Source organism: Maribellus mangrovi, assembly GCF_037646455.1.
In the GTDB taxonomy this organism is placed as follows: Bacteria; Bacteroidota; Bacteroidia; order Bacteroidales; family Prolixibacteraceae; genus Draconibacterium; species Draconibacterium mangrovi_A.
The window spans coordinates 1,303,409-1,322,508 of the sequence record NZ_JBBIXN010000001.1 but is presented as its reverse complement, the minus strand read 5'-3'; the positions used below and the strand labels follow the sequence as shown (position 1 = coordinate 1,322,508).

Sequence of the window (19,100 nt, the reverse complement as noted above, 5' to 3'; positions counted from 1 at the left end):
TTATTTTTTGCCTGTTTTTTCATCAAATTCACAAACTACTCTAAAACTCATGTAATTGCAGTCGGATAACCACCAGATGGATTTTGGGATTTGAGGATCGGTTTTCATCCATGCCACCGACTGGGTATGATCGCGGGCAGCTGAACGAACTTCTCCGACCGGACTTTTAAATGTTCCGCCGCGAATTACCCGTTCTTCACCGCTTGCTGGGCCTTTCGGATCTGTTGTGCCGTCCTGCAATGTGTTATACGCATCTTCTGCATACCAATCCAGGCAATACTCGGCGGCGTTACCAAGCATGTTTTTCAAACCGTAAGGATTGGCTTCAACTGCATCCGGCAGACCGGTTTTCAAGCCGCTGTTATTTTCATATATCACGTAATTATTGATCGAATCGCTGCTTTTTCCAAATATTTTGCCCAAAAATCCTTTTTCCGCAAAATCTTTTGGCGATCCTTCAAAGAAGTAAGGTGTTCCGGTTCCTCCTCGTGCTGCATATTCCCATTCTGCTTCAGTAGGTAAACGATAAGTTTTTCCGGTTACCTGCGACAGCCATTCACAATACGTTTCGGCCGAATGGTAACTCATAGTAATAGCCGGCCGGCCACCCATTCCCCAGTTTTGGTCGGGTTGACCATACGGTGGTGTCGGTCCGGATATAGCATCCACATCTGCCGATGCGCGTGTTCCTTCCGTGTCAGTAGTTCTGCCTTCGGTAGCTGTGGCACCATAAAATGCCAAATATTCGTCCCAGGTAACTTCAACTTCCGCCATAAAGAACGGACTGATGTTTACTGTTTTTTGCGGACCCTCGTCTTCATCTCTGAATTGTTCATCTGCCGGGCTTCCAATTTTAAAACTTCCTCCCGGAATGGCTTTCATGTTAAATGATATAGTCGTTCCCGGAATTTGTTCCGTGTAATTTTCGTGAGTTGTTACCGTCGCAGGCTCAACAAATTTTTCGGCATTTTGATTGCCCGCACTGCCAAATTCAACGTTTTTAGCATGAATTGCATTTGGATCGTAATGTCCGACATTTAAGTGACAATTGATACAACGCAACTCTTCTTCGTTTTGCGTATAATAAAGGTGTGCATCCTGGCCTTTCCGGTTAAGTGTAATGGGGAACAAATTGGAATGACATTTTACACATGAAGCTTTAAAAACATGATGCTTGGCTTGGTCGAGACTTGATTTTGCTTCCCAGTTAAAATCAGCTGAATCTTTAAAGAAAAAACCATAGGCATCGCGTGCCGAGGCTTTTATTTTTTCTTTTAAATATCCTTCTCCTTTTGGCGGGAGGTGGCAATCGACACAACCGATCTGAATACCAACCCGCGTATCGTAATGCACCGACAATTTCCACGATTCGGTAACGTGCGGATGAACGTGGCACATTTCGCACGACTCGTTTGTTGAAGTAGCTTCGATGGCCTTATTTGAATAAATCGCTGCCAGCAGGCCAAATACAAATCCTATAAAGATTACCAGAAGAAGTTTTTGGCGAAGGAATTTCACAAACCGACTTAGCATATCAGTTAATTATTAGGTTTAAGTGTGGTTTAAAGCATTCAAATTTATAAAAATATTGCAGGAATACATATAGTAATATTTAAAACAAAAGAAATATTTTGTGGTATTGCGTGTAATCTTTTCGAAAATATTAGGAATTGCGCAGAAAGGTTGCCAGTGAAGCGACAACCTTGGGAGAGTTTTTGAAAATAACAGGAATACAAGAGAGATAAGAATTATCTCGATTGCAAGGTAGATCGTTTCGCACGAAAAGGGATTAACCTAAGATTATGAGAGTTTTAAACGATTGTTAAGCAGGATAAAATAAGAATAACTTAATTTTAAGCCTATCTCGGTTATTTATCGTAAATTCGGGTATGATTAGCCTTCATCAAAACATCTCCGATTTTCTGGAACTATTATTCCCGACAATTTGTGTGACTTGTGGAGAGCGACTGATTACACAGGAAAAATACGTTTGTTTTAAGTGCTGGAGCGATCTTCCGGTAACACATTTTCATCTGGAACCGGAGAATAAAGTGGCGCAGTTGTTTTGGGGGCGGGTGAATATTGAAAATGCAGCATCTTATTTTTCCTACAAGAAGGGAAGTAAATACCAGCAGCTTATCCATTATACGAAATACAAAGGTTTGAAAGAATTGGGTTATGCTGCAGGCAGAAAATACGGTTATGTACTCGGTGATTCGGAGGCTTTTAAAATTGTGGATTTGGTCGTTCCGGTGCCGCTTCATCCCAAAAAGCATAAAAAGCGGGGATACAACCAGTGTGAATGGATTGCAAAAGGAGTTGCCGAAGGTTTGAAAAAAGAAGTTTCAATCGGCAACTTGTTCCGAAAGACTTTTACGAGCACTCAAACCCGCAAGAACCGATACGAGCGTTGGCAAAATGTGGAGGGCATTTTTGGGATCAATCGTCCCGAAGAGTTTGCCAACAAACACCTGCTTTTAATCGACGATGTGGTGACTACCGGTTCTACCCTGGAAGCGTGTGCGTCTGAAACTCTAAAAATTCCGAATACTAAAGTGAGCATTGCAACACTTGCTTTTGCCGATATCTAACACTTATTTCCGATCATTTAATTAAAGTCAATTCTTCGTTAAGCACCATTAAACAATGTTTCCCTTCAATCTGTTAAAGCAACAGAATGAATGTGTTTAACATTATAAAAAATAGAAGAATGAAAATTACAAATTTATTTGTGCTTGCCCTGGTAGTTCTGGGTTTTGTGGCATGTAACCAGAAACCGGCAAGCGAAGAAGATGCTAACGTAAAGTATTACAGGCAGTTGTTGTTTAGTGAAACGCCCTGGGATCTGGAACGGGGTGCGCATGAAATTTCAGCTGATGAAGCCGAAAAAGTGAACAACTACAAATTCACCTGGAACGACGATGGAACATTGGTATCGGTGGAATACAACCGTAACGGTGTTTTGCTTGGTTATTCCAGTTTGCGTGCCGCAAAAATTACCTACACTTACGAAGGCAACAAACAGCTCAAGCATTTCTTTAACAAAGAAGGTGAGCCCATTGAAAGCGGAGGTGCTTTTACCCAGGAATATACCCTCGACGATTCAGGAATGCGCGTTGCCATGCGTTTCCTCGATAAAGAAGGAAATCCAACGGAGAACCGCAATAACATTCATAATTTTGAGTGGTCGAAACTTGCCGATGGAATGATACGCGAGTTGCGTTACAACCTGGCAGAAGAAGAAACGATCATGAATCCGTTTTGTCCTTTTTATGAGTTGCGTTTTACTTACGACGATAATGGATACGTAACCCGAATGGCGAACTTCGAAGCGGATACCATGTACAATTGTACAGCAGAAAATTGTGGCGATGTTGGTGTTTCGTACTTCTTATTCGAGAATAACGACAAAGGCGATTTGCTAAGCTTTTCGGTACACAGTACAACCGGTCAGCTTTCGAATTTATACTGGGGTTGGGCCAAACGCAGTAATACTGTGGATGAAAACGGCAACCTGTTAAAAATGGTTATTTACGACCAGGACGATGAATTGCTTGGCGGAAAAGGGATTCCCGTAACCGAGAATGTATACGATGAACATGGTGCGCTGGTGAAAAGTGTTTCGAAAGATAGAGACGGGAATGTGGTCAACAACCCGAACAATGGTGTGGCCATTGTTGAATACAAATACGATGAGCAGGGCCGCAGAACGGAAACCCTTCGCTACGACAAAGAAATGAATCCTGTTGAAAGTTAGAACCAACTCGTTTTAATTTATGATCAAGATAAAACCGATTTTAAGATTTTTTTCACTGGTAGCGTTTGTCGTTTCTCTATCCTGTTCGGGAGGGCAGAAAAAGACGGAACAGACTTCAACCAGTGTAAATGAAACCACCCCAAAAGTTGAGATAAATACCGAGGCCAAATTATTGCTGAAAACGCTTAATGAAATGGGCGATTATGCCAATAGCCGTGATTTCCCGTCGCTGATAAAACCATCTTCGGTTTATGAAGAACTGGATGGCAACATTCTCATTCTCGATCTGCGCAGTGAAAGTGCTTTCGATGACGGTCATATAAAAGGTGCTGTTCGTGTTGATTTTAGCGATTTACCGGCGTATTTCACCAATGATATCAAGCCCTTTGAATACGACAAAATTGTGTTGGCATGTTATGCCGGGCAGATTGCAAGTTATGCTGCCTCGTTGTTGCGCTTAGCCGGCTATGGGAATGTTTATGCCATGCGTTGGGGAATGAGTGGCTGGAACCAGCATTTTGCTGAAGATTCCTGGCTCGCCAATGTTTCGTCCGATTTTCAGGATCAGCTCGAAACGGAAGATCACGATAAAGCACCGCTTACGGATTTTCCACAGTTGAATACCGGTTTGAGTAGTGGCGATGAGATTTTACAGCAACGCATCGATTCGCTTTTTGCCGCCGGTTATTCCGATGCTTTGATCCATGCTGACGACGTGTTTGAAGATCCCGAGCATTATTATACGATTAATTACGACAGAAGAGACAAATACGAATCGGGACATATTCCTGGCGCGATCCGTTACAAACCAGGTGGTACGCTTGGAATTGTTTCTGAGATGCAAACCATTCCGGTTGACAAGGAAGTGGTTTTGTACTGCAATACCGGACACAATTCGGGATTTGCAACGGCTTACCTGCGTTTGTTTGGATACGATGCCAAAACACTGACCTTTGGAAATAACGCTTTTATGTACGATAAAATGAAAGAGGAGGAAAGCTCGTTATCGTGGCTGCCGTTTACCGAAGCCGAAATTCACGACTATCCTTACGTCCAGGATTAATTGCAACTTAATTCAAAAAGATATTATTCCAGCCTGATCGTTGTATCGGGCTGGAATTTATATTTTAAGTGCTCCGGATTTTCTTCATCGGAGAGGATGTAAATAGAATCAAATTCCAGTTGATTTAGAATTACCCACGCTTTCGAACTTGTAGCAATATCGTTGGAATAAAGCAGGATTTTACCATCAAGCGAAGCCAGTTTCTCCTTATTTTCTTTCTGAAGCAGTTGATCAAAAGGAATCACCACTGAATTTGGGAAGTGTTGGTTTTCCGCCTCCAGTTCAACAATAGAATAGTTATCTTTTAATCCGTTTAAATCTTGCACAGAAACCGTCATTTCGCTTGTAGCTTTTAATGCCTCGCTTACGTTTCTTTTAAACAAGTTCGGATTAAATGTTCGCACTAAAACCATTAAAAGAAGTAAGATCAGAGCACCTGAAATCCAAAGTATATTTTTCTTCATTTTATTTTGGTTTTATTCACAACCTCCGTCGAGTTGCGATTCTTCCAGTCGCTTTGCTTCAAGGTATTGCATTTTCAAACTGTCGGGCAAACTGTTGATTTGAGTAAAGGTTTTTCTTGCTTTGTAGCGGTTTTCGAACAGCGCATTTTCGCGTGATGTAATTCGTTCACCATAAAATTCACTCAGCATCACCGTAAGGTACCATTCATTCATTCCGCCTTTCATTACAAAAGAATTTGAATAGCCTAATCCGCTTACAATGGTCCAGGCCAGATTGGCTTTTTCATCTCCGTTGGCGTAATAAACATTTCTTACTTTGTCCTGATTCAGGTAACCTTCCCAATTTGGATTGAGCAAATCGTTGAACGGAATATTGATCGATCCCGGAATGTTACTTTCCATAAATTCTGAAGCACTGCGTAAATCGATAAGTTGAATGGTGCTGTCTTCGTTATTTACAAAACGAGCTACCTCGTCAACCGAAAAATAAATGTCAGGATTCAACGAAATTTCCAGCAATTCGGTGGGTTTAAGTTGAAAAGATTTAGCCGCATTAAAAGGCAGAAAAGCCAGGATCAATCCAACTCCTGCAAGTAGTACTGATATTTTTATTCGTGCATTCATCGCTAATTAAATTTCGGATGTGATGTCGTTTCGTGAAAATTTCTTCTCGGCCAGTTCTGCCAGCCAGAACATTGCAATTGCAGCCGCTATCAGCAGAAAGGTAAAAACTCCGGGAGAAACTCCCAGCCATTCATCCACTCGTATCGGACCTTTGTAATTCGCTCCGGCCAGTGTCTGGATCATCGGATAAGTTTCAGCAAAAAGAAACGCGCCACTCAGTCCTCCAACCAGAAAGAACAAAGCATCGATTTTCCCGATCGACAGAGCGCTGATCCCTGTTCCCGGACAAAAACCACCCATGACAAATCCGGCTCCCATAATTACTCCGCCCACCAGTGTGGCTGTTACGTAGTAAGGATTTACATACACCAGGTTTAAATCGAGTAAGCCAAAATAGCTGAGTAATTGCGAACCTGCCAGCGCCACGATTGCGGCTGTAAAAAATACTTTCAAAACGGTGGTGTCGTAGCCATAAAACATGCCGGCCAGTTTGCGGCTCGAAGAAAAACCGGCCTGCTCGAGCGCAAATCCAAAGCCAATTCCAATAAGAAATCCGATGCCGAGGTTCATCCATTCACGAAGGTCGTTAAGTAGTGTAATCGGTCCCATAATTATTAATTAAATGAAGGATTGATGGACTGAATTTTAAATCCAAAGTTTTCTAAAAAACCATGCGAAGAAAAAAGCCGAGCCAAAAATACTAATCATGGTCATAAATCCGGCTACCGAAAGTACCGCCATTCCGGAGAGCGCAGCGCCACTGGTACATCCACGGGCCAGTTGTGCACCGTAAACAAAAAACACACCTCCCAGAAACGCAAACAGCAATCGCTTCCCATTCGATATTTTGGGCGATTTTTCAATTTTGAATTTTAAACGGCCCGAGAGAGCTCCCGAAATAAATCCTCCTAAAAACATGCCGAGTACTTCAAGTGCCAGCCAGCTTTTTAATGGATTTTTACCATCTTCGAAATATTTTCGGTAATAAGGCGATTCCATGGCATGTTGATGATCAACCGTTTCAACAGCCGCAACAACGGCATATTTCAATCCACCACTGGCTCCCAGTCCGCGCCCCGAAAAAAACATGGCACTTAAAAGGACCAGACCAAGCAGTACTCCTGCCAGGTATGAATTCATGTATTTCTTCTTCATAGTAGTTAAAGGTTTTGGTTAAATATAACCAGTATTCGTTAAGACAAATTAATCGAGTTTATTGTTCTGAGGAAATGTGGCGGAACGAATATTTTTTGCATGTGATTGGCAGGTACGGCAACTAATGTGGTAATTTTGTGGCAAGATGTTTGAAAGATATTCCTGAAACCAAAATCGTGAAACAATGAAAGCGCTAACCTTTATTTTGCTGTTCTTCATGGCTCTTGCTGCCACTGCTCAAGACAAAATCTTCAAGAAAAATGCTGAAATAATTGATTGCAAAGTGACTGAAATAGGTGCCGATGAGGTTAAATACTATTATGCCGACAGCCCAAAACTTATTTTTGGAATTGACAAAGCACTGGTTGACCGTATCGAATTTGGAACGGGCGAGATCATAGAAGTAGTAGAAAGTACCTTCAGAAATCCGGAATACTATGCGAACCAATCGAAAAATGCTTTAAAAGTCAATTTCTTGTCTCCGCTGTTTGGTACTACGGAGTTTGTGTACGAGCGAAGCTTAAAACCTGGTAAATCGTGGGAAATGGCTTTGGGAATTGTTGGTCTTGGGTTCGATATTGACGATATCGATCCGTTTGGATTGTATGGTAAATTTGCCTGGAAATTTATGCGCGATCCGGATTTTTACTTGCACCGCATGCATTACTCACACATTTTAAAAGGTGCTTATTTCGCTCCCGAGATTGCTCTGCGGTTTATCGCTTATGATGTTTATAACGTAACCTACACCGGATATGGGAATTATAGTCCATATGGTTATTCCAGCAGCTATTATTACGGAGGATATGGCTATAATTACGAAACTACTACCGAAAGAGAAAATCGTACTACACTTGCTTTAATGCTGAAATTTGGGAAACAATGGGTTTTTGACGATTCTTTTCTGATTGACACATACGTTGGTGTTGGGTACGGATTTGGTGCCGACGATTATGAAGGTCTGGCTTACGGATTTTTTGTAGCTCCCGATGAATTCCCGATTGCCCTAACTGCCGGATTAAGAATCGGTTGGGTTTTTGGGAAATAGAATCTATCTGCTAATTTCAACATCTTTTCAATTTCTTTGTTTGGGGTAAAAACAGGAATTAGGAATGGAATTTACAATCAGTAAATATTTCCCGGGTGTGCGGCCCGGTGTTACTTTGCCGTCGAAACAAATGTATGAGTTGCTGGGTGAGGAAGGAATGCGGCAAATGGTGAGCGATCATTACGATTTGGTGGTACAAAGTCCGATTAAGGATCTGTTCCCGATAAACCCGATTGCGTTGGAAAAAGCCAAAGAACATTCAGCCGATTTTTTTATTCAAATTTGCGGAGGCCCCGAATATTTTAACCAAAACCGCGGACGTCCGCAATTGAATCGCCGCCATCAGCCTTTTTCAATTACTGCTGAAGGTCGTATTGAATGGCTCAAATGCTATCAGCAGGTTCTGTCCAAACTTGATCTTCCCAAAAACGTTTTGCTTTCGTTTTGGAACTACCTCGACGTTTTCTCAAAATGGATGGTAAACAGGTAGTTTGCCAAATCAGAGCCGGTAATAAAAGGCCAGTGAGATAACATTGTTGAATAGTCCGTTGTGGAAATAATAGTTACTTCCCGCCTGGTCGCTGCATGGAATTACCGAAATCGCAAGTCTCAGATCAAGAGAAACTCGCTCCAGAAAATCGAACTGGAAGCCAACAAAAGGTTGCAGATCAAATGTGTTAAAGGTTTGTCGGTCCTGTTCCGGTATTTCACCATCGCTGTTCAATTCTTTGGAATGGATTAAAATGCCCGGTGCAATACCGCCAATGATCATGCTCCGTTCATTGGCTCTGAAGCCCATAAAAAGCGGTATGTCGATGTAGCCTAAACGCATCACATATTTATCGACATCGGGTTTTTTGGGATCGTACTTTTTACGGGCACCTTTTTGTGAATATTTGATTTCCATACCGGCAACAATAGCAGGGGCAATATCGGTTTGAACATAAATTCCGCCAAGTGCTCCCACTTTGTGGTATCCCCTCAATTCGTCGCCTTCTACCTGCGTACCGTTAAATCCGGCAATCAATCCGGCATCAAAACGTTGAGCAAAAATTAAGTTTGCTGTCAGTACAAGAAATGAGATCAGTAAAAGTCTTTTCATAAGGTCCAATTTACATCAATTTTTTGAGTTCTTCCTTTAATCGCACCGCACCTTTTCCGGCTTTTTCAACAATGTAAGTCACATTATCCTGATACACCTCGGGTTTCCCGGGATCAACAACAAATATCGGAGTTCCCCGTTTCACGTAGTTCACAAGGCTGGCCGCAGGATAAACCGCCAGCGAAGTTCCGATGACCACCAAAATTTCTGCTTGTTCAACAATTCCAATCGCGCGTGGAATTTCGGGAACTGCTTCACCAAACCAAACGATGTGTGGCCGCAATTGACTTCCTTTTTCACACACATCACCCAGCTTGAGTGCCCAGTGATCGAGTTCATACACCAAAAACGGATCAATGGTACTTCGGGCTTTCATTAGTTCGCCATGAAGATGAAGTACTTTTGTGCTTCCGGCTCGTTCATGCAGATTATCTACATTTTGAGTGACCACCTCCACATCAAACCAATTTTCAAGTTCAGAAACCGTGCGATGCCCGGCATTTGGTTCGGCAGAAAAAAGTTGTTTTCGCCGCTCGTTGTAAAAACGTAGAACAAGCTCCGGATCTCGCTGCCAGGCTTCGGGTGTAGCAACTATGGTTACATCATAACTCTCCCAAAGTCCGCCCATGTCGCGAAAGGTTTTTAGGCCACTTTCCTGACTCATACCCGCTCCCGAAAGAACCACCAGTTTTTTCTTCATCGAAATAAGATTTCTTTAAAAATACAATTTATGAAGTATTGGCTCAAAAAAAAGATTTTGATCACATGTTTCAGACGATTTCTGATATTTTTGCAGTTGTGATCGATCCGGCTACCATAGAACGTATTTTAGATGCAGCAGAAATTTCCGATGTGGTTTCTGATTTTGTAACGCTTCGAAAAAGAGGTGTCAACATGCTTGGATTGTGCCCGTTTCATAACGAAAAAACACCGTCGTTTACGGTTTCGCCGGCAAAAGGGATCTTCAAATGTTTTGGCTGTGGGAAAGGGGGAAACTCCGTGAATTTTATCATGGAACACGAAAATCTTTCTTACCCAGAAGCTTTGAAATGGCTGGCGAAGAAGTACGGAATTACCGTTGTGGAAGAAGAGGAAACCGAGGAACAAAAGCAGCTAAAAGACGAACGCGAAAGTTTGATGATCGTAACCGGGTTTGCTCAAAAATATTTCACGCGTTATTTGTGGGAAGAAAACGAAGGACGAACGATCGGATTGAGTTATTTTCGCGAGCGAAGTTTTCGCGACGATATTCTGAAAAAATTTGAAGTGGGATTTGCTCCCGATGGTAAAACTCCGTTTACCGATGCCGCACAAAAGCAGGGTTACCGTATGGAATACCTCGAAAAAACGGGGCTGACTATTAAACGCGATAACTGGTTGCGCGATCGTTTTGCGGGCCGCGTTATTTTCCCGATTCACAACCTGGCTGGTCGCGTAATTGCTTTTGGTGGCCGTATTTTAACAGAAGATAAAAAAACGGCTAAATACCTGAATTCCCCTGAGTCGGAGATTTACCACAAGAGCCGTGTTTTGTATGGTATTTATCAGGCCAAACGCGAAATTACACAGCTCGATAAATGTTACCTGGTTGAAGGTTACACCGATGTGCTTTCGATGCATCAGGCGGGTATAACAAACGTAGTTGCCTCGTCGGGAACGGCTTTAACTCCCGACCAGATCCGTATGGTCAGACGTTTTTCGCAAAACATTACAATTATTTACGATGGCGATGCTGCCGGAATAAAGGCATCGCTGCGCGGGATCGACCTTGTGCTGGAAGAAGGAATGAACGTGAAAGTACTTTTGCTTCCCGATGGTGAAGATCCGGACTCGTTTGCAAAACAACAGGGCGCCAGTGCTTTTCTGGAGTACATTAATAAAAATGAAACCGATTTTATTCGTTTCAAAACCCAGTTGCTTTTAAAGGTAACTGAAAATGATCCGATTGCAAAAGCAAAGTTGATCACTGAAGTGATCCGCTCGGTAGCTGTAATTCCGGAAGCCATAACTCGCTCGGTTTACATTAAGGACTGTAGTCGCCTGCTTGATGTTGATGAGGAAGTGTTGTATACCGAAGTGCGCCGTCAAAAAAGGAAAAAGGACGAAGATTTCAGGAGAAAGGAAGAGCGAAAAAAACTTTCGGATCAGAAAGCACCAAAGCAAGAGGTAAAAACGGTTGCACTTCCTTCTGATATGTTAACCGAAGACCTGCAGTTTTTGCGTTTCTTGCTGAAGCATGCCAATGCAGTTATTGAACTGAAGAATGCAGAGAGTCAGGAAAATTTTGAAACTACCGTGAAGGATTTTATGATTTCGGAAATTGAAGCTGACGAGTTGGTTTCGGAAAATCCCTTGTTCCAAAAGATCTTTTTCGATGTGGCTGATCATATTGAAGATGAAGGATTTGATCCGTGGAAATATTTTGTCTACCACACTGATGGAGAATTGAGTAAACTGGCTACCGATTTGTTGTCGGATAAATACACAGAGAGTAAGCGTTGGCGGAAATCGGGTGCTTATACTGAAGCGGAAGAAGATATTCTGGATTTGCTGATTCCACGCATTGTAAATGAATATAAACTAAGCAAAGTGAAGCTGATGCTTACTGAGATTGAAAAAGCGATCGATGAAGCAGCCGCAGCCAATGATTTCGATAAAGTAATAGAAGAACAATCGATGTATATGAACCTGAAACGGGTACAAAAAGAACTTTCGGAGGCACTTGGGCGAAGAGCCATTAACTAAAACTTATGCGAACAAATAGTATTGAAGACAGAAAGGAAATTGATGATGTGATCAGGGCATGTAAAACCTGTTATCTGGCCATGTCATTAGATGATAAACCCTATGTTCTGCCTATGAATTTTGCCCTAGATGGAGACCTTGTGATTCTACATTCGGCTCAGGAAGGTCGCTTGTGGGAGAGCATTTTGAAGAATCCGAACGTTTGTATCAACTGGACTCTGGGCGAAGAACTTGCGTGGCAGGATGTGCGCGTTGGTTGCAGCTACCGGGTAAAATCGAAATCGGTAGTTTGGGAAGGACCCGTTGAAATTGTTGAAGATTACGACGAGAAATACCGTTGCCTGGAAGTTTTAATGAAGCAATACAGCGACCGCGAATTCAAATTTGGGGAACCGGCAGTAAAAAATGTAGGAATTTTTAAGGTGAGTATTAAAGAGCTTTCGGCTAAAGAGTTCGGAGCGAAGGCAGTTACGCCATGGAACAGCTAGTAAAATAGATATGATATTTGTAACCGGAGGTACAGGATTGGTGGGGGCTCACCTGCTTTTTGAACTCACAAAAAGAGGACAACAAGTGCGGGCATTGAAACGAAACACGAGTAATCTTGACCAGGTTTTAAGGACTTTCTCTTATTATACGAAAGAACCTCAGCCATTTTTCAATTCGATTGAATGGGTTGAAGGAGACATTTTCGACTATTTTTCACTGGAAGAGTTGTTGCGCGGAATTGACGAAATTTATCACTGCGCGGCCATTGTTTCTTTTGATGAAAAAGAACGCAGCCATACCATAGGTAATAATGTGGAAGGAACTTCTAACCTGGTAAATGCAGCGTTGGAAAACGGAGTAAAACGAATTTGCCACGTAAGTTCGATTGCTGCCCTGGGGAAGCGCGAAAATGGTGAAATGGTGTCCGAAAAAACTAACTGGATACCGGCAAAAAAACATTCGGCCTACTCTGAAAGCAAGTTTTATTCCGAAGCTGAAATTTGGCGAGGCGTGGAAGAAGGACTGGATGCTGTGATTGTAAATCCATCGATTATTTTAGGTCCGGGGAATTGGGAAAACAGTAGTGCACGATTCTTTAAAACCATTTGGGATGGAATGAAATTTTACACCAAAGGTGTTACGGGTTATGTCGATGTAAATGATGTAGTTAGCATTATAGTGCAGTTGATGGAGGAAGAGAATTTTGAAAGGGTAAAAAACGAGCGCTACCTGTTAAATGCCGAAAACCTGAGTTACGAAGACATTTTTAACCACATTGCCGTTGCATTGGGAAAACCACAACCTTCGGTTTATGCTTCAGATTTTATGATGGGGATGGCCTGGCGTTTGGCTAAGTTTGCTAGTTGGTTCACAGGGAAAAAACCGTTAATTACCAGAGAAGTGGCAACCGGAAGAAACGACATTAACAATTTCGACGGATCGAAAATTACAGGAGTTCTGAATTTTCAGTATACACCAATTTCTGACTCGATTCAAAAAACAGCAAAATTATTTTTGGAGGAGGCAAAATAAAAAAGGGCAGAAAAATCTGCCCTTTGAATAAATACGTCCTTTTTTTATCATCCGAGATGAAATGCCCTATTTCAAGCACACGGACTTCTTAATGCCCGATTTGTTCCAATTAACTTGGTATGGTTACAATCAATAAGTAGCCAAATTCCATAACTTACTGTACGCGAACACTTTCGCATACGGGAAAGGGGGCAACTCTTGTTCAAAAAGCTGCCCATTAAAAAAACAAAAAGATAAAAAATAAGGGTTTGTGCCGTTAAAGTAAAGGTACCTTTTTCAAAAATCCAAATTTTTCCATAAAAAAATTATGTAAGTGATATAAAATTTATGGATTATAAGGGCCTGCTATTCATGCATTTAATTCAGAATGATTTTTAATTGGCTAAAAAACTTAAACCTTGATCAAGTAATAATTTATATAAAAGTCATATTTAACTTAATTAAAATAAATCTGTTGGTTAGATAGAATGCATATCTTCGTGAAAAATAAAAAATGTAATGCCAGACCCGTCAACTATTAAAAATATTATTTTCGATTTGGGGAATGTTTTGCTAAATCTTGATTTCGATGCCACCATCAAGGCTTTTCATAAACTGGGATTGAGTGGTACAGCTGTAACACCAAAACAAGCTTATGCCGATCCGGTGTTTTATCAACTGGAAACAGGGCGGATTTCGCCTGAAGAATTCAGAATCCGCGTCCGAGAGTTACTTCAAAACCCGGAAGCGACCGATCAGCAAATCGATGATGCGTGGTACGCAATGATTCGAGATATTCCGGCAAAACGGGTACAAGCTCTGCAAAAGCTGCGTGTGTACTACAAAATATATCTTTTTAGCAATACCAATGCCATTCATATTAGCAGGTTGCTAATCTGGTTTCAGAAGGAATACGGTTTTGATTTACCGTCTTTATTCGAAAAAGATTTTTATTCGCATGAAATTCATGCCCGGAAACCGGAGATCGAGGCTTTCGAAAAGGTGATTAAACTCTCTGGTGTTCAACCGGAAGAAACGCTTTTTGTTGATGACCTTGTTGAAAATACGCAAGCCGCAGAAAAGGTCGGATTAAAAACCTTATGGCTACGTGAAGACATGGAAATGTCGGAGCTATTTTAATATCCGGACTCGTTTAATGCGAATATCTTTCACCGGACGCCAGTTTTTGTCAGTTTCCACTTTAACAATTCTATCCACGACATCCATTCCCGAGATTACCTGGCCAAAAACGGTATATGAGCCGTCAAGGTGAGGAGCCCCGCCAACCGTTTTATAGGCCTGTCGCTGTGCAGCAGAAAACGTATAATTGTTCTGTTCTTCCATGTCATCCAATTCATTGTCGAAATATCGTCTTCCTGTAACAATGTAAAACTGCGATCCGTCGGAGCGACGACGGCTGTTTTTGGTATCGGGTTTTCTGGGCGAACCGATCATTCCCCGTTTGTGATAGAGGCCGGGAACAAAGTGTGCCGGAATGGTATAACCTGGTCCTTTCCATCCCACATTATCGCCGGGATTGGCATAACGTGTATCGGCAGCACCGCTCTGAATTCCAAAATCGGCAATAACCCTGTGGATCAACAAACTATCGAAATAATGTTCTTTGGCCAGGCGAATAAAATTATCACGGTACTCCGGTGTTTCGTTAAAGAGTTTTATGGTAATGTTACCGGCATCGGTTTCCAAAACCACTCCCTTTATTTTTGCATTTTCAGCCGAAACTTTTGCATTGGTACTTTTCAAAGATTCCAGTTTCTCGGGATTTTCCTTTTTATGGCGCAGCATTTCTGCCAGGTACATCGAAGGAATTGTAAAACTTTGTGGCTCGTACATTACTGTTCCTGAGTAGGCGATACCAATGGATTTTTTATTCGACACAAAAACCGGCGCTCCAAATTGCGATGGCCGGATTCGGTTGGTGATGCGATATAGTTTTAATCCCTGGACAGTAGTCAAATTAAGTACTTTCCCGGTTAAAAGTTGCAGCGTCTCGGTTGGCTGCGACGAAATCAGCATGGTTTTGGCCGAGTTTGGGACTTTGCCTTCTACCAGTTTTATTGGCGTCCGGTTAATGCTATCGACCTGGAGAATGATGAGGTCGTTAATACGGTCGAAAGCAACAAATTTATCGGCTATGTATATTTTATCTTCATTGAGTGGTTTTACCTGAACGTTGGTGGCCTGGTTTACCAGTGAGTATTTGGTAGCCAACAGGTTTTTGCCTACAAAAAATCCTTGCCCGCCTTCGAGAATTCGTGTGCCATCATACGATTCGATTTTTGCCACCGATGCAGAAATTTCTTTCCACTCGTTATTCTCTTTTTCTGCAGCAGTGTTTTGGCTTTTAGGAGTTGCTTTTCCACTTGAAGCCTGCTCTTTTTTGCCTCCGCCACATGCAGTCAGTAACACCATAAAAATCAATATGCTATAAAAGCTTTTCATCATTTCAGCACTTTAACGGTAATTTTTACATCGGTATACGGCCGGTTATTTTCGTCGGTTTTTAGCGATGCAATCTTGTCGATTACTTCAAATCCTGAAATACACTCCCCAAAAATGGTGTATTTCCCGTCCAGGTCGGGGTAGCCACCAATAGTGGTGTAGGCCTTTCTTTGTGCTTCTGAAAATTCAAGAATTCCGGGATTAAGATTGTATTCCGTTTCTATTTTACTTTTTATTTCACCTGCCAGCTCACGAAACTCTTCCACCTTTTTTTCTTCTTTCAGATTTTTTAACTCTTCACGAACTTCCGGAGTCATGTATTTTTGAACAATTTTATTTCGGATGGGACGGTTTACGGCCATTTCCATGGTGTCGAGTGCACCTTCGGTATAAACACTGCCTTCGATAATAAAGAATTGCGAAATGTCGGATTGTTTAAACGGATTTATTTCATCGGGCTGGCGCGGGGCACAGAGCGATCCTTTTTTATGAAAGTGATTCGAAAGAATTTCGTCGTCTACTGTTTTGTCTGGATCGCCATACCCAATGCGTTTCCCCGGTGGTGCATTTCGGCTGCTTTTCGATCCGCCCTGGATGAGGAAATCGTGGATGACACGGTAAAAAAGCGTCCCGTTGTAATACCCCTCTTTTGCTAATTGAATAAAGGCATCACGATGTTTGGGCGTGTCATCGTACAGCTTAAATTTCATACTTCCCATATTGGTTGAAATTTCAACTTCATGCGACTGAGCCAAGCCTGAAAAAATGAATGAAAAACTAAAAAAAGATATCAGAATTAATCGAATCATAAGCTACTCCACTACTTCAATTTTCATTTTAATGTCGCCAACCGGCCGGTCATACTGATCGGTCTGAACAGCGGCTATTTTATCCAAAACATCAAATCCTTCAACCAATTCACCAAAAACAGTATAATCGCCATCGAGCGAGGGATAACCACCAATCGTGGTGTATACTTCGCGCTGTTCGGGAGTGAATTTCTTAAGCGCTTGTTGTTCCCATAAGCTGTCAGTTTCTGCCCTGATTTCGGCAACCCGTGCATTAAAACCGTCACGGTCGTTGTTTTGTCGGTAAGCATCCAGCTCGTCGTTTGCTTTGGCAAAACACTCTCTGTAAAATTCATTTTTCGCCCGGGTGTTCATCATCATTTCCATGGTATCGAGCGCGCCGTCAGTCATTACTTCTCCCTGTACAATATAAAATTGCGAGCCACTCGATCTTTTCTCCGGATTTGAGGAACCACCTCGTCGTGCAGCTGCCAAAGCACCTTTTTTATGAAAATGCGGTGGATTGATCTCTGAAGGTATGGTATAACCTGGATTGCCACCACCCAGACGCTTGCCCGCCTGAGCATTTTTTGAATCGGGATCGCCACCCTGAATCATAAAGTTCTGCATCACCCGATGAAAAAGCAATCCATCGTAAAAACCTTCATTTATCAGTTTCAGAAAGTTCTTTTTATGTTCGGGTGTATCGTTGTACAACTTTAACTTCATATCTCCAAAATCGGTCGTAATCAGCACCAGGGTCTCTTTTTCTGCCTTTTGGGCACTACTGTTTGTAAATACCGCCCCGGCAACAATAAGCAACAGAAAAGTGAGAAACTTCTTCATAGGAATAATAAATTGTTTAATATTTGACCTTTCAAAAATTCCCGTAAAGATATAAAGATGACTAAGATTGTCACAATGCTATTCTTATTGATGTTTCTTTCTTCTTGTACCTCTTCAGCAAAGAAGACCGAAAATAAGGGACATAGACAGGTGCAAGAGGCGGTATCGATTGACGTGATTCCTTTTATCCCTGAGCTTTCGGATAAATTGCACGAGATATCGGGTCTGATGGTTTACGACGATCTTTTTTGGGGATTTAACGATAGTGGTGGTGACGAAAGCCTTTTTGGTTTTGACAAGACCGGAGAAATTAAAAAAGAGGTGAAGCTTAAGGATGTAAAAAATCACGATTGGGAATCGATTACTCAAGACAATAAACACATATACATTGGCGATTTTGGGAACAACACAGGCAATCGCAAAAACCTGAACATTCTGAAGATTAAAAAGAAAGACATCGACAACGATAAAAAGCAAAAGATTAAAGCAAAGACAATTGGTTTTGAATATAAAGAGCAGAAGCAATTTGGATACAGCCATTTAAGAACTCCTTTTGATTGCGAGGCCATGGTTGCTTTCGGCGATTCGCTGTATATTTTTAGTAAAGACTGGGCATCAGGAACCACCGTTATTTATGAAATTCCGAAGAAAAAAGGAGATTACAAACTTGCCTCGGCAGATACTTTTGATGTGAAGGGTTTAATAACAGGCGCCGATATAAATCCTTCGAAAAACAAACTGGCTCTGGTTGGTTACGAAAACTACCATTCGTTTATCTGGTTGTTTACCGATTTTGAAGGATCGGATTTCTTTGGTGGCAAAAGTTTATTGATCCGGCTATCGAATCTCGATGATGCTCAAACTGAAGGGATCAGTTTTTTGGGAAACGATTCCTTGCTGGTTTCTTGCGAACATTCGAGGGGAATAAAACAACAGGTTTTTGTAGTAAATTTAAATAAACTAAACAGTGGAACACATTAGGATAAACGACAAACTTCGGCTGGAACTGCTAAAACCGGAAATGGCTTCCGTGGTTTTCGAAACCATTAATCACGACCGTGACTACCTTAAAGAGTGGTTGCCTTTTGTGAATCATACTTTTGATATTTCTGATACCGAGCGCTTTATTGAAAGTGTTAGCGGTAACAACAGAGACCAGGTTTTTAGTATTTGGTACCGGGAGGAATTTGCCGGATTGATAGGTTTTAAAGACACCGACTGGATCAACCGAAAAACTGAAATTGGATACTGGCTGGCAAAAAATATGCAGGGAAAAGGAATAATTACTTCTTGTGTACAGACCTTATGCAACCATACCTTTCGAAAAATGAAATTGAACCGCATCCAGATAAAAGCAGCTGTTGAGAATTTGAAAAGTCAGGCGATTCCCGAAAAACTGAACTTTAAATACGAGGGCATTGAACGCTGCGGTGAATTGCACGAAAACAAATACATCGACCTGAGAATATACAGTTTGCTTGCAAATGAACGTTTTGATGAATAGGCCACAAATTCAGAAGTGAGTGAGGGCAGTATTTTCGGGTA

The 19,100-nt window shown here is 41.7% G+C and carries 21 protein-coding genes; 11 read left to right on the top strand and 10 right to left on the bottom strand.

Going from position 1 to position 19,100, the window contains the following annotated elements:
* The gene (locus WFY05_RS04945) at positions 1-1,533 is read right to left on the bottom strand and encodes an SUMF1/EgtB/PvdO family nonheme iron enzyme (RefSeq protein WP_340111623.1); all 1,533 of its coding nucleotides are present in this window, start codon (positions 1,531-1,533) and stop codon (positions 1-3) included.
* Between the two features lie 356 nt (positions 1,534-1,889).
* On the opposite strand from WFY05_RS04945, the gene WFY05_RS04940 reads away from it, so the two are divergent.
* From WFY05_RS04940 to WFY05_RS04930, 3 genes are all read left to right on the top strand, one after another.
* Positions 1,890-2,591: a ComF family protein gene (locus WFY05_RS04940; RefSeq protein WP_340111622.1), complete on the top strand. Its 702-nt coding sequence runs from the start codon at positions 1,890-1,892 to the stop codon at positions 2,589-2,591.
* Positions 2,592-2,710: 119 nt separating this feature from the next.
* Complete coding sequence (locus WFY05_RS04935; protein ID WP_340111621.1) at positions 2,711-3,757, top strand: BRO1 domain-containing protein; 1,047 nt, start codon at positions 2,711-2,713, stop codon at positions 3,755-3,757.
* 19 nt (positions 3,758-3,776) lie between these two features.
* Positions 3,777-4,820: a rhodanese-like domain-containing protein gene (locus WFY05_RS04930; protein ID WP_340111620.1), complete on the top strand. Its 1,044-nt coding sequence runs from the start codon at positions 3,777-3,779 to the stop codon at positions 4,818-4,820.
* Between the two features lie 23 nt (positions 4,821-4,843).
* On the opposite strand, the gene WFY05_RS04925 is transcribed toward WFY05_RS04930, so the two are convergent.
* From WFY05_RS04925 to WFY05_RS04910, 4 genes are read right to left on the bottom strand one after another with little or no spacing between them, the layout of a single operon-like run.
* Positions 4,844-5,284, bottom strand: a complete 441-nt coding sequence (locus WFY05_RS04925; protein ID WP_340111619.1) for a rhodanese-like domain-containing protein — start codon at positions 5,282-5,284, stop codon at positions 4,844-4,846.
* 12 nt (positions 5,285-5,296) lie between these two features.
* Positions 5,297-5,908 (bottom strand): rhodanese-like domain-containing protein, encoded by a 612-nt coding sequence (locus WFY05_RS04920; RefSeq protein WP_340111618.1) that lies wholly within the window; start codon positions 5,906-5,908, stop codon positions 5,297-5,299.
* A gap of 6 nt (positions 5,909-5,914) precedes the next feature.
* Complete coding sequence (locus WFY05_RS04915; RefSeq protein ID WP_340111617.1) at positions 5,915-6,517, bottom strand: YeeE/YedE thiosulfate transporter family protein; 603 nt, start codon at positions 6,515-6,517, stop codon at positions 5,915-5,917.
* A 36-nt stretch (positions 6,518-6,553) separates the two neighbouring features.
* Positions 6,554-7,063, bottom strand: coding sequence for a YeeE/YedE thiosulfate transporter family protein (locus WFY05_RS04910; protein ID WP_340111616.1), 510 nt, complete (start codon positions 7,061-7,063; stop codon positions 6,554-6,556).
* 184 nt (positions 7,064-7,247) lie between these two features.
* Between WFY05_RS04910 and WFY05_RS04905 the strand changes: the two genes are divergently transcribed.
* Positions 7,248-8,111: a hypothetical protein gene (locus WFY05_RS04905; protein WP_340111615.1), complete on the top strand. Its 864-nt coding sequence runs from the start codon at positions 7,248-7,250 to the stop codon at positions 8,109-8,111.
* A gap of 64 nt (positions 8,112-8,175) precedes the next feature.
* Positions 8,176-8,601 carry a globin domain-containing protein gene (locus WFY05_RS04900; protein ID WP_340111614.1) on the top strand — a complete coding sequence of 142 codons (426 nt, stop codon included), beginning with the start codon at positions 8,176-8,178 and terminating at the stop codon, positions 8,599-8,601.
* A gap of 9 nt (positions 8,602-8,610) precedes the next feature.
* On the opposite strand, the gene WFY05_RS04895 is transcribed toward WFY05_RS04900, so the two are convergent.
* The gene (locus WFY05_RS04895; RefSeq protein ID WP_340111613.1) at positions 8,611-9,213 is read right to left on the bottom strand and encodes a porin family protein; all 603 of its coding nucleotides are present in this window, start codon (positions 9,211-9,213) and stop codon (positions 8,611-8,613) included.
* Positions 9,214-9,223: 10 nt separating this feature from the next.
* Positions 9,224-9,913, bottom strand: coding sequence for an SIR2 family NAD-dependent protein deacylase (locus tag WFY05_RS04890; RefSeq protein ID WP_340111612.1), 690 nt, complete (start codon positions 9,911-9,913; stop codon positions 9,224-9,226).
* Positions 9,914-9,978: 65 nt separating this feature from the next.
* Here WFY05_RS04890 and dnaG point away from each other — a divergent pair, with 65 nt between their 5' ends.
* The 4 genes from dnaG (at position 9,979) to WFY05_RS04870 (ending at position 14,598) form a co-directional block, all read left to right on the top strand.
* A complete protein-coding gene (gene dnaG / locus WFY05_RS04885) occupies positions 9,979-11,958 on the top strand; it encodes a DNA primase (RefSeq protein ID WP_340111611.1) in 1,980 nt (659 codons plus the stop codon).
* Between the two features lie 5 nt (positions 11,959-11,963).
* Positions 11,964-12,446: a pyridoxamine 5'-phosphate oxidase family protein gene (locus WFY05_RS04880; protein WP_340111610.1), complete on the top strand. Its 483-nt coding sequence runs from the start codon at positions 11,964-11,966 to the stop codon at positions 12,444-12,446.
* 10 nt (positions 12,447-12,456) lie between these two features.
* Complete coding sequence (locus WFY05_RS04875; RefSeq protein ID WP_340111609.1) at positions 12,457-13,479, top strand: NAD-dependent epimerase/dehydratase family protein; 1,023 nt, start codon at positions 12,457-12,459, stop codon at positions 13,477-13,479.
* Positions 13,480-13,977: 498 nt separating this feature from the next.
* Positions 13,978-14,598 (top strand): HAD family hydrolase, encoded by a 621-nt coding sequence (locus WFY05_RS04870; RefSeq protein WP_340111608.1) that lies wholly within the window; start codon positions 13,978-13,980, stop codon positions 14,596-14,598.
* Here the strand turns inward: WFY05_RS04870 and WFY05_RS04865 are convergent.
* Genes WFY05_RS04865 through WFY05_RS04855 form a run of 3 tightly spaced genes read right to left on the bottom strand, consistent with a single transcriptional unit; the run spans position 14,590 to position 17,555 of the window.
* A complete protein-coding gene (locus WFY05_RS04865) occupies positions 14,590-15,924 on the bottom strand; it encodes a peptidylprolyl isomerase (protein ID WP_340111607.1) in 1,335 nt (444 codons plus the stop codon). The genes WFY05_RS04870 and WFY05_RS04865 overlap by 9 nt on opposite strands.
* The gene (locus tag WFY05_RS04860; RefSeq protein WP_340111606.1) at positions 15,921-16,730 is read right to left on the bottom strand and encodes a peptidylprolyl isomerase; all 810 of its coding nucleotides are present in this window, start codon (positions 16,728-16,730) and stop codon (positions 15,921-15,923) included. The genes WFY05_RS04865 and WFY05_RS04860 overlap by 4 nt, the downstream gene beginning before the upstream one ends.
* Before the next feature lie 3 nt (positions 16,731-16,733).
* Positions 16,734-17,555, bottom strand: coding sequence for a peptidylprolyl isomerase (locus tag WFY05_RS04855; RefSeq protein ID WP_340111605.1), 822 nt, complete (start codon positions 17,553-17,555; stop codon positions 16,734-16,736).
* 57 nt (positions 17,556-17,612) lie between these two features.
* Between WFY05_RS04855 and WFY05_RS04850 the strand changes: the two genes are divergently transcribed.
* Both WFY05_RS04850 and WFY05_RS04845 read left to right on the top strand, forming a co-directional pair.
* Positions 17,613-18,536: a hypothetical protein gene (locus WFY05_RS04850; protein ID WP_340111604.1), complete on the top strand. Its 924-nt coding sequence runs from the start codon at positions 17,613-17,615 to the stop codon at positions 18,534-18,536.
* Positions 18,523-19,059 (top strand): GNAT family N-acetyltransferase, encoded by a 537-nt coding sequence (locus WFY05_RS04845; RefSeq protein WP_340111603.1) that lies wholly within the window; start codon positions 18,523-18,525, stop codon positions 19,057-19,059. The genes WFY05_RS04850 and WFY05_RS04845 overlap by 14 nt, the downstream gene beginning before the upstream one ends.
* Positions 19,060-19,100 lie beyond the last annotated feature (41 nt).